The sequence below is a fragment of the Aeromonas sp. HMWF016 genome (assembly GCF_963878195.1).
Lineage (GTDB): Bacteria > Pseudomonadota > Gammaproteobacteria > Enterobacterales > Aeromonadaceae > Aeromonas > Aeromonas lacus.
In genome coordinates, this window is record NZ_CAWNWX010000081.1 from 1 (window position 1) to 10,775 (window position 10,775).

At 60.2% G+C, this 10,775-nt stretch carries 10 protein-coding genes and 5 tRNA genes; 11 read left to right on the forward strand and 4 right to left on the reverse strand.

Features of this window, described 5'->3' with window-relative positions:
• The 3 genes from AACS24_RS11670 to AACS24_RS11680 all read right to left on the reverse strand — a co-directional run.
• Positions 1-887 (reverse strand): ABC transporter ATP-binding protein (locus AACS24_RS11670; RefSeq protein WP_108570772.1); only part of this gene is annotated, 887 nt, incomplete at its 3' end.
• A gap of 44 nt (positions 888-931) precedes the next feature.
• The gene (locus tag AACS24_RS11675) at positions 932-2,059 is read right to left on the reverse strand and encodes an ABC transporter substrate-binding protein (protein WP_108570773.1); all 1,128 of its coding nucleotides are present in this window, start codon (positions 2,057-2,059) and stop codon (positions 932-934) included.
• 135 nt (positions 2,060-2,194) lie between these two features.
• Entirely contained in the window at positions 2,195-3,118 is a 924-nt protein-coding gene (locus AACS24_RS11680) for a LysR family transcriptional regulator (RefSeq protein WP_033115308.1), read from the reverse strand.
• 632 nt (positions 3,119-3,750) lie between these two features.
• Here AACS24_RS11680 and AACS24_RS11685 point away from each other — a divergent pair.
• The 5 genes from AACS24_RS11685 to AACS24_RS11705 all read left to right on the forward strand — a co-directional run bounded on the left by AACS24_RS11685 (position 3,751) and on the right by AACS24_RS11705 (position 4,231).
• Positions 3,751-3,827: transfer RNA gene (locus AACS24_RS11685), tRNA-Met, on the forward strand.
• Positions 3,828-3,835: 8 nt separating this feature from the next.
• Positions 3,836-3,910, forward strand: a tRNA-Gln gene (locus AACS24_RS11690).
• Positions 3,911-3,951: 41 nt separating this feature from the next.
• A tRNA-Gln gene (locus tag AACS24_RS11695) sits at positions 3,952-4,026 on the forward strand.
• 37 nt (positions 4,027-4,063) lie between these two features.
• A tRNA-Met gene (locus AACS24_RS11700) sits at positions 4,064-4,140 on the forward strand.
• 7 nt (positions 4,141-4,147) lie between these two features.
• A tRNA-Leu gene (locus AACS24_RS11705) sits at positions 4,148-4,231 on the forward strand.
• Positions 4,232-4,393: 162 nt separating this feature from the next.
• Here the strand turns inward: AACS24_RS11705 and AACS24_RS11710 are convergent.
• Positions 4,394-6,226: an SLC13 family permease gene (locus AACS24_RS11710; RefSeq protein ID WP_108570774.1), complete on the reverse strand. Its 1,833-nt coding sequence runs from the start codon at positions 6,224-6,226 to the stop codon at positions 4,394-4,396.
• A 259-nt stretch (positions 6,227-6,485) separates the two neighbouring features.
• On the opposite strand from AACS24_RS11710, the gene pnuC reads away from it, so the two are divergent.
• The 6 genes from pnuC to AACS24_RS11740 form a co-directional block, all read left to right on the forward strand.
• Entirely contained in the window at positions 6,486-7,202 is a 717-nt protein-coding gene (pnuC, locus tag AACS24_RS11715) for a nicotinamide riboside transporter PnuC (protein ID WP_033115684.1), read from the forward strand.
• A gap of 3 nt (positions 7,203-7,205) precedes the next feature.
• Positions 7,206-7,931, forward strand: a complete 726-nt coding sequence (locus AACS24_RS11720; protein ID WP_108570775.1) for a nucleoside phosphorylase — start codon at positions 7,206-7,208, stop codon at positions 7,929-7,931.
• Between the two features lie 104 nt (positions 7,932-8,035).
• Entirely contained in the window at positions 8,036-8,707 is a 672-nt protein-coding gene (locus tag AACS24_RS11725; RefSeq protein WP_108570776.1) for a Crp/Fnr family transcriptional regulator, read from the forward strand.
• 42 nt (positions 8,708-8,749) lie between these two features.
• Complete coding sequence (gene yqfB, locus AACS24_RS11730; protein ID WP_108570777.1) at positions 8,750-9,073, forward strand: N(4)-acetylcytidine aminohydrolase; 324 nt, start codon at positions 8,750-8,752, stop codon at positions 9,071-9,073.
• 67 nt (positions 9,074-9,140) lie between these two features.
• Positions 9,141-9,521: a DUF1622 domain-containing protein gene (locus tag AACS24_RS11735; RefSeq protein ID WP_033115688.1), complete on the forward strand. Its 381-nt coding sequence runs from the start codon at positions 9,141-9,143 to the stop codon at positions 9,519-9,521.
• 200 nt (positions 9,522-9,721) lie between these two features.
• Positions 9,722-10,775, forward strand: a 1,054-nt coding sequence (locus AACS24_RS11740; protein ID WP_258222916.1) for an alpha-amylase family glycosyl hydrolase, incomplete at its 3' end; no start/stop codon positions are given.

Here is a 10,775-nt window from a genome sequence, read left to right on the forward strand (position 1 = left end):
ATATCACTGTCGATACGCACCCGGTAGCGCACATAGGGGCCGAGATACTCCACCTCGCGCACCTCGCCGGACCAGCCGGGCACTCCGGCCGTGGCGAGGCGGATCCGCTCCGGACGCACCATCACCTGACCGCTCTGGCCGGTGAGACGGCGGGCGGCTTCTCCTTCGAACAGGTTGACGCTGCCGACAAAGCGGGCCACGAAGGGGGTGGCTGGCGTGTCGTAGATGGTCTCGGGAGAGGCGACCTGCTCGATGCGACCCTGATTGAAGATGCAGATGCGATCGCTCATGGAGAGCGCCTCCTGCTGATCGTGGGTCACGAAGATAAAGGTGATGCCGAGCTGGCGCTGCAGCGCCTTGAGTTCGAGCTGCATCTGCTCGCGCAGCTTGAGATCGAGGGCGCCGAGCGGTTCATCCAGCAGCAGCACCCGCGGCTGGTTGATGAGGGCGCGGGCGATGGCGATGCGCTGGCGCTGGCCACCGGAGAGCTGACCCGGGCGGCGATCCCCCACCCCGGGCAGGCGCACCAGTTCGAGCATCTCGTCGGCGCGGCGGTGGCGGGTGACCTTGTCGATCCCCTTGATCATCAGCCCGTAGGCGATGTTGTCCCGCACATTCATGTTGGGAAAGAGGGCGTAATCCTGAAAGACGGTATTGAGTGGGCGCTCGTAGGGTGGACGCGTCGAGCACTCCTCGCCAAAGAGGCGGATGGTGCCACCGGTCGGGTACTCGAACCCGGCCAGCATCCGCAGACAGGTGGTCTTGCCGGAACCGCTCGGCCCCAGCAGGGAGAAGAACTCCCCCGGCGCAATAGCCAGCGACACCTCGTCCACCGCCTTGACGGCGCCATAGTGACGGCTCACCCGTTCAAACTGAACTGCGTGCATGAATTGACTCCAGAGTGAGGGGCCGGCAAGCCGGCCCGGACGTGTCAGCGGCCGCCAAGAATGGCGATGTAATCGGAGACCCAGCGGTAGTAAGGGACGCAGGTTCCCTGGCTCTTGCACTGGCTGACCGGGGTACGCCAGAAGTGCACCCGGGCGAAGTTGTCAGCTCCGTTGGTCTTGCACCCCTCGGCGCCAAGCAGGGAATTGCCCTGGCAAGCCGCGGGAACCACCGGCACGGAACCAAACCAGGAGGCGAGATCCCCCTGCAGCTTGTTGTCGAGGGAGTGTTCGAGCCACTGATAGGCACAAACCGGGTGTTTGGCTTCGGCATGCAGCATGGTGGTATCGGCCCAGCCGGTGACCCCCTCTTTGGGTACCACGGTGGCAACCGGCTGCTTGTCCGCGGCCAGCGTATTGGCCTGGAACGGCCAGGAACTCGACGCCACTACCCCTTCATTCTTGAAGTCGTCGATCTGCACAAAGGCATCGTGCCAATAGCGACCGACCAGTTGCCGCTGCTGGCGCAGCAGCTCCAGCGCCGCCTTGTACTGATCCTCATTCAGCTCGTAGGGATCCTTGATCCCCAGCTCCGGCTTGTGCGTCATCAGATAGAGAGCGGCATCGGCGATATAGATGGGGCCATCAAAGGCCTGAATACGCCCCTTGTTGGGCTTGCCATCGGGCAGGGTCTGGGCTTCGAATGCCACGGACCAGGAGTCGGGCGCCTTGGGGAAGACCTTGGTGTTGTACATCAGAACGTTGGAGCCCCACTGGTAAGGCACGCCGTAGTGCTTGCCGTTTACCGTGTGCCAGGGGGCATTTTGCAGACGGGGATCAACCTTGCTCCAGCTGGGGATGCGCGACAGTTCGAGGGGTTGCACCTTGCCACCGGCGATGAGACGCAGACTGGCATCTCCCGAGGCGGTCACCAGATCGAAGCCCCCTTCATTCATCAGGGCGACCATCTCGTCCGACGTAGCGGCGGTCTTCACCGTCACCTTGCAGCCGGTAGCCTGCTCGAAACCGGTCACCCAGTCGTAGTTCTTGTCGGTTTCGCCCCGCTCCACGTAGCCGGCCCAGGCGACGATGTCAACCTGTCCCTCCCCTTTCTGCGCTGCGTGCAGCGGCAGGGACGACGCCAGCAATCCGAGACAGAGTGCGGTCAGTCTCATGGTGATCTCCTTCTCCAGTAGTGAATTAACATCCTGTTAACGCTTGAGTGAGCGTAGGGGAAGGAGAGAGCAATGAGAATTTCAATTTTCAGGGGCCAAGCTATCGGGAAAAGTGATACCGACGTCGTATGAACCCTATCTGGCCGGCCCGAGCCGGGCGCGCAGCCGCCCCTGCTCCTTGGCTATTTCAATAAATTCGCGCGCCGCCCACGGCAGACGCGAGCCACGTCGCCACACCAGCCCGATATCGATGGCTGGGATCGGCTCCTTGATCTCCCGCGCCTCCACCCGCTCCTGCTCCAGCGACCAGGGGCGGTAGGCAAAATCCGGCAGCAGGGCCAGACCGAGATGGCTGGTCACCAGACTGCGCACCGCTTCCACCGAACCGGTGCGCAGCACGATGCGCGGCCGCAGGCCATAACGACGCAGTCCAGCCTGAATCACCTGCTCCATCTGGTCGGCGGTGAGGGCGATGAGCGGCTCGTTGGCCAGTTCGGTCAACGAGATGGAGGGCTGGGCGCAGAGGGGGTGATTGACCGGCAACCAGAGCCGCAGCGGTGAACGGGTCAGCAACTCGGTATCGAACGCCTCGTGGCGGATGGTGCGGTTGGTCATCAAGAGCCCCACATCGATCTCGCCATTGACCAGCTGGTGCTCGAGAAACGCCTGCTCATCCTCTTTCACTTCTATATGCACAGCCGGAAAGAGGCGGCGAAAGCGGCCGAGGGCATCGGAGAGGTAGTAACCCGCCACCAGACTGGTGACACCTATGGTGAGGCTCCCCTCCTCTTCGCGTGCGGTTCCTTTCAGGGAATGGGCCGCATCGCTCATGGCGCCGAGGATGCGCCGGGCATGGAGCAGAAACTGGTGGCCCTGAGGGGTGAGCGTCACTCCGCGCGGGCCCCGCTCGAACAGGGTGGCGCCCACCCCCTCCTCCAGCTCGCGAATGGCGCCGGTGACGGCGGACTGGGAGATGTGCAGCTCCTGGGCTGCGCGGCTCACCGACAGACTGTCGGCAACAGCCACAAAATAGCGGATCTGGCGAAAAGTGAAGTTCATCGGGCGTCCTTGCCTTTGGTGACTCTCCCAAGCTTACCGACTTGACCGGGTTGCGTCAGGGGAAAGAGGGGTGAGACGGCTCGCAAAAATGACGCTCACTCCCGGCCTGCTGGCCAGAAACCACTTCTGTAGAACTCAAATGACAACAACCCATATTGCAATCGGGGAATGCAGCCGTGCAGGCAACACTCAAAACCGCAAAAAGCGCCTTGCAAAGGTGACTGGCATGCCAAAAATCTCCCTGTTTACCCGTTTGTAGCGGCAAATCCCCACAAGACAACCCTGCTGTGAGTGACCATCGAATAACATATTGATTTAAAAAGTAGCAGCTGGACGACATAGAAAGGAGCCAAACACTCTTCTCTCCCAGTGGCAACCCCCTTTTCTCTCCTCTCTACCCTATGACAAGGCAACCCTCACAAGCCTGCGTTTTTATCTTTTGCCGTTACACCAAAGCAGGAGATGACGTAAAAAAATGCAGATTGTTGGGCTTTTGCGCAACAGAGACCAATAACTGGCCAAACGCACTCAAATTGAGTTTTTCTGGCAAAAAAATGGTTGACGCCCCAGAGCCAGATACGCATAATTCGGCCCGCACGGTGACGAGGTAACGACTCACCGGAAGCAAGGTTGGCTATGTAGCTCAGTTGGTTAGAGCATCGCACTCATAATGCGGGGGTCACAGGTTCGAATCCCGTCATAGCCACCATCCTTAGTTGGGGCATCGCCAAGCGGTAAGGCAGCGGGTTTTGATCTCGCCATACCTAGGTTCGAATCCTAGTGCCCCAGCCATTTTTTAAAGGTGTTTGATAGTTTCTGTCAGGCATCACTGTTGGGGCATCGCCAAGCGGTAAGGCAGCGGGTTTTGATCTCGCCATACCTAGGTTCGAATCCTAGTGCCCCAGCCATTATTCTGTTCTCTTCCACTTTGTGGTCGATAACAAAGGCTATGTAGCTCAGTTGGTTAGAGCATCGCACTCATAATGCGGGGGTCACAGGTTCGAATCCCGTCATAGCCACCATCAATTTGCGGAAGTGGCGAAATTGGTAGACGCACCAGATTTAGGTTCTGGCGCCCTAGGCGTGAGAGTTCGAGTCTCTCCTTCCGCACCATTGAAAGAAGTACCAAACAGACCAGCTTTATGCTGGTTTTTTTGTATCTGAAATTTGCCTCTTTTTGCCCACTCTCCTGCTGATCCCCCTTCCCGACCTTCTCATCGTCCATAAAAAAGCGGCCCGCAGGCCGCCAGATAAACACCTATTTGCATCGAATGGTCAGAACGGGAAGAACCAGGGAATGGCTACCACGCTCACCGCCATTACCAGCAGGGTAAAGGGCACGCCGATGCGAATAAAGTCGGCGAACTTGTAGTTGCCCGGCCCCAATACCAAGGTATTCACCGGTGACGAGACCGGCGTCATGAAGGCAGCAGAGGCTGCGATGGCGATAGTCATGGCAAACGGATAGGACGATACCCCCATCTGCTGCGCCGTGCCCAAAGCAATCGGCGCCATCAATACCGCCGTCGCCGTGTTGGAGATGAACAAACCGATCACTGCGCAGAGGGCAAACAGACTGGCCAGCATCACCCGCGGCCCCATCTCCCCCACTGCGCTCATCAACCCGCCCACAATGAGATCCACCCCGCCGGTTTTTTGCAGCGCCAGCGCAAAGGGGAGCATGCCGACAATCAGGATCAGGGTCGGCCAGTGAATTGACTTGTAGGCGCTCTCCATATCGATGCAGCGAAACTTGCCCATCAGCAGACAGGCGATCAGCGCGGCAATGACGTTGGGCACCGGATCGGTCACCATCAGCAGGATCATCACCCCGAGGGAGATAAGGGCGTGGATAGCCTGACTGCGGGCCGGCGCCATCTCGTCTACCTCGGCTGGCAGCCCCATCAGCAGAAAGTCACGGCTGTGGGTTTGCAGCAGCCGGATATGACTCCAGTTGCCCACCACCAGCAGGGTATCCCCCATCTGCAGCGGCTCATCCACCAGCTTGCCCCCCATCGTCTCGCCATCCCGGCGCAGCCCCACCACGCTCAAACCGTAGGTGGAGCGGAAGGTCACCTCGCGCACGGTTTTACCAAGCAGGCTCGACTCGGGAATAAGCGACACCTCGGCCATCCCCACCTCCCGCGCCTGATCGGAGAAGTACTCGCCGCGCAGGATCATCGGCTCAAGGCGCGCCTCGCTGCAAAACTCGCGAATGTCGATCTCGGGATCGGACATGTCGATCAGCAGCACATCCCTGGCCTGAAATTCACTGATCCCCGAGACCGGCACCATCACCCGGCGAAACTTGCGCCAGCGCTCTACCCCGATGACGTGGGCGCCATAGCGGGCGCGCAGTTGCAGCTCATCCAGGGTATGGCCAATCAGCGGTGAATCGGGCCGCAGCGCCAACCGGCGAGCCCGGCCGGTAAGGCGATAGTCGCGGATAAGGTCGCGAAAGGTGCGGCGTCCGCTCTGTTTGCCTTTGCCCTCTTCCCCCTCGCCCACCAGGGAGCCACGCACCAGCAGCATGTAGACAATCCCGCACAGCAGGATCAGGGCACCGAGCGGTGTGAAGCTGAAAAAGGTGAAGCCGTGAATGCCATGGCGCATCAGTTCACTGTTGACCACCATGTTGGGCGGTGTCGCCACCAGCGTCATCATGCCGCTGATAAGCCCGGCAAAACCGAGCGGCATCATCAGGCGACCAGCCGGAATCCCCATCCGGTTCGCCACGCTCAGCACCACCGGGATAAAGATGGCCACCACCCCGGTGCTGCTCATCACAGCCCCCAGACTCGCCACCGCCACCATCAGCAGCACCAGCAGCTTGGTCTCGCTGCTGCCCGCCACCTTCACCAGCGCATCCCCCACCTGATAGGCGATACCGGTGCGCACCAACCCATCCCCGACCACGAACAGGGCGGCAATCAGAATGACGTTGGGATCACTGAAGCCCGCCAGCGCCTCCGGCAGAGTGAGGGTGCCGCTCAGCACAAAGAGGATAATGATCAACAGGGCGACCACGTCCATCCGGACTTTATTGGTCATGAAGAGATAGATGGCACCCGCCAGCAGAGAGAGCACCCAGACAAGCTCGGAATTCAATGAAACCTCCTTTTACAACACGATTCTCCTCCCGGAGAGTGGACTCTATCAGACCACAGTCATGAAGCTATGGTCTTGTTACATATCAATAAAGTCCGGCCAGCTATCGCACCATAACCCATCAGTGCTTGAATAGGCGGTCATCGGATTGGATTTCTTTGATGTGTGCCAAGCACAGGGGGGACAAAAGTCCTGCCCGGCAGCTGCCGCGCCACCTAGAATGGCACCCTCGCACTACCTCCATGCCAAGGATCAGAAAATGAGCATATTCGAGCTGTTCAGCATCAATAACACCCTGGTGACCATCCCGCTGGGTGGCGGCTACGCCATGTCGTGGATTGAAGCCATCGGTACCCTGTTCGGTCTGGCCTGTATCTGGTTCGCCAGTCAGGAGAAGACCATCAACTACCTGTTCGGTCTTATCAACGTCACCCTGTTTGCCATCATCTTCTTCCAGATCCAGCTCTACGGGCTGTTGCTGCTGCAGCTGTTCTTCTTCTGCGCCAACGTCTACGGCTGGTACGCCTGGACCCGTCCCGCCAACGCTCAGGGGGATACCCTGCAGATCCGCTGGCTCAGCAAATCCAAGCTCATCGTCACTGCATTGGTGAGCGTGCTGGCCATCGCCCTGCTGACCCGTTATATCGACCCGGTATTTGCGGCGCTGGCGCGAACCTCGGTCGCGTTGCTCAACCTGTTTGGTGCCGGACTCGCCACTCCCGAGCCTTCCCCTGATGCCTTCCCGTTCTGGGATGCCACCATGACGGTGCTCTCGGTAGTGGCACAGATCCTGATGACCCGCAAATACGTGGAGAACTGGATCCTCTGGGTGGTCATCAACATCATCAGCATCGGTATCTATGCCGCGCAGGGTGTCTACGCCATGTCGCTCGAATACCTGATCCTGCTCTTTATCGCCGCCAACGGCACCCGCCTCTGGGTGATTGCCGCCAAGCGCCAGCCACAGGGGGTGTAAGCCATGACGCTGCTACCTCACCTCCAGTGCCGCCCCGACCAGATTGCCGAGCGGGTGGTGCTGTGCGGCGACCCGGCCCGGGTTGATCGCATCGCCAGCCAGCTCGAACAGTGTGAGGTGCTGGGGCAAAACCGGGAGTTTCGTCTCATCAATGGCCGTTATCAGGGAGTGCCGATCACGGTTTGCAGCACCGGCATCGGCGGTGCCTCGGCCATCATAGCGCTGGAGGAGCTGGTGCAGGCGGGGGCCCGCTCGCTTATTCGGGTCGGCTCCGCCGGCGCCCTGCAGCACGACATCGGCCTTGGCGACCTTATCGTGGTGGAAGGGGCGGTACGCAATGAGGGGGCCTCGCAGGCCTACCTGCCTGCCGAGTACCCCGCCTGTGCCGACATCTGGCTGCAGGCCGCCCTGCTCAATCAGGTAGCGGCCAGCGGCCAACCTCATTGGCACGGGCTGGTGCGCTCCCACGACAGCTTCTATCGGGATGACGAGCAGGAGGTGTGCCGCTACTGGCATGCCCGTGGCGTGCTCGGCGCAGACATGGAGAGCGCCTCCCTGCTGGCCGTGGGGCGCCTGCGCAAGGTACGGGTTGCCGCCGTGCTCTGCAACGTGGTGCTGTTCGAGCAGGATGTGCAAGATGGGGTCAATGAATACGCCAACGCCGAGCAGGCCATGATGAACGGCGAGCGAAACGCCATCGCCGCCGCCCTCCACGCCCTGGTGCAATAACCCGCAAATCGTTAATCACGGCACATTCGACAGGAGGCGGGCTGGTATCCGGCCCGTGCTCTTGCTAGCCTCATGGCCCCCGTCATCGGTGCGACAGGTACGTCATGCAGCAACAGCCCTATCCCCTCGGTCGTTTTCACGCCGAACTCGCCAAACTGGAACCCCGCTTTGCCGCGGCGCTGGAAGCGTGCACCCTGTTTCTGCGTCGCTACCTGCCGGGCGAATCGATCATGCGCCAAGGGGAGCTGAGCGAGCAGCTCTATCTGGTGAGCGCAGGGCGGGTCTCCCTCAACAGTGCGGTTCACTCGGGCCGCATCTTCCAGCTTGGCGAGATTGAGTGTCACAGCCAGATCTTCGGCGAAATGGAGTTCTTCAGCGCCACCCCGGTGCAGTGGAACGTGGTGGCCGAGACCGAGCTGGACGCCCGAGTCATCTGTGCTCACAAGCTGGCCCAACGCCTACTGGTCGAGCCGGAGCTGACCCTCTTTTTCGCTGCGGCGCTTGCCAGCGACTATCTCGATACCCTGGAGATCACCACCAGCCGGCTGCTCCACCCCATTGCCTACAACATCGCCTATGAACTGTGGCGAGAACGCCAGCGCACCCCCATGCTGGGGTCACGCAAGCGAGCCCATGAAGCGGCGCGCTTCGGCACCACCGAGCGGGTTTACCGGCGTGCCCTCAAGGAGCTGGTCGAACAGGGCATAGTTGCCGACGGCAGCGACGGCCCCGTTATCGCCGATCTGGCCAGGCTGCGCGCCTATCTCGACCTTTGATTTCCATTCATCCCATTTCGATTCACCCTGTCAGGAGTCACCATGTCTACTCACACCTATCCAGAGTTCACCTTCTTCAGCCGCTTCGTTGCCGACATTCAGGCGGGCCGCAAGACCATCACCATCCGCGACGAGAGCGAAGCCAACTGGCAGCCCGGCCAGCAGCTGGCCCTCTTCACCAACCCGGAGCACCAGCCCTTTGGCACCATCGAGGTGCTCTCAGTCAACGCAGTGGCCTTCGATGAACTGAATGAGGAGCACGCCCGTCAGGAGAACATGACCCTCCCCGAGCTTAAAGATGTGATCCGCGACATCTACCCTGATCTGCCGCCGCTCTATGTGATTGAATTCAAACTGATTGCCTGAACCGGATTTGGCCTTTGCCGAGTGATGTGTTAATAGTGTCCTCTTTTGAATCAGGGAGGTGACCCGAGTGTTTGAGATAGCAAGCCTGAGAGAAGGGATGATGCACGGGGTCGAGCTGTTCCAGCTGCTGCTGGAGATCATCTCCATCGCCTGTGTGGTGATAGGGCTTGGCAAGACCCTCTGGCTGGCGGCACGGATGGAGGATCACGAACCGGGCTTTCCCCGCATTCGCCTCTGTTTTGGCAGCTGGCTCATTCTGGCGCTGGAGTTCCAGCTGGCCGCCGACATCCTGGCCACCACGGTGGCGCCGAGCAAGGAGGAGCTGATCCGCCTTGCCATCATCGCGGTGATCCGCACCTTCCTGAACTACTTCCTCGGCAAGGAGCTGGAGGCGCAGACCGAACGCCAGCAGGAGCAGCGCAGCGAGCAGGCCAAGGCTGCTCAATAACCTATATTCCTGCATAGCATCAGCGCTAAGTGCCGTGCCATCCCGACCACTACCGTGGCTTGGGATGGCACCTTTGTGACCCTTCCCGCACTTTTGGCAATCAGCCAACTATGGAACCCTTTTCAAGGTTTCCCCTGCTCTGTCGAGTACCCGTTCATCTGCGTAAGATAGAAAATCTTCTCCCCCAACCGGCCAAGCTGATGAACCCGCGGACCATCCACACACCCGATATCGACCTCGATAGCTGTGTCATCTACCAAATCTACCCCATGAGTTTTCAGGACAGCGATGGCGACGGAATGGGCGATATCAACGGCATCCGCCAGCGCCTCGACTATCTAGCGCAACTGGGTGTTGACCTGATCTGGCTCACCCCCATCTATCGCTCCCCCAAGCGGGACAACGGCTATGACGTGGCGGACTACCGCACCATCGACCCCGCCTTCGGCACCTTGGTCGAGATGGAACAGCTGATCAGCGAAGCGGCTGCCCGCGGCATCGGCATCATGATGGATATCGTCGCCAACCACACCTCCACCGAGCACGCGTGGTTCAGGCAGGCGCTGGCGGGGGATCCCCGTTATCAGGAGTACTACGTATTTCGCGACCAAGCCTTTGTCAACGCTCACCCCATCACCTCGATTTTTGGTGGTAGCGGCTGGCAGTATGTACCAGCGCTTGATCGCTACTACCTGCACAACTTCGATGCGAGCCAAGCCGATCTGGACTGGGACAACCCGGCGGTGCGGGCCGAGATGGCAGAGGTGATCAACTTCTGGCTGGGCAAAGGGATCAAGGGATTTCGCTTCGATGTGATCGACATGGTGAGCAAGGTGTGGGACCGACTTGCCATGAGCAATGGCCCGCGCCTGCACGACTATATCCGTGAGCTCAATGCTGCGAGCTTCGGCGGCAAGGGGATCATTACGGTGGGGGAGACCTGGGGGGCCGATCTCGCCCATATGCAGCGCTACTCCAGCACGGATGGCAGCGAGTTCAGCATGGTGTTCAACTTCGAGCATCTGGGGCTGGGCAGTGACAAGTGGTCATCCCGCTTTGATCCCCTCGCCTTCAAGCGAGCCATGACCCGCCACCAGCAGGGGTTGCATGGGCGTGGCTGGAACAGCCTGTTTCTCGGCAACCACGACCTGCCCCGTGCCGTCTCCCGCTTTGGCGATGACAGGCCAGAGTGGCGGGAAACCAGCGCCAAGCTGTGGGCCATGGTGCTGCACATGATGCAGGGCACTCCCTTCA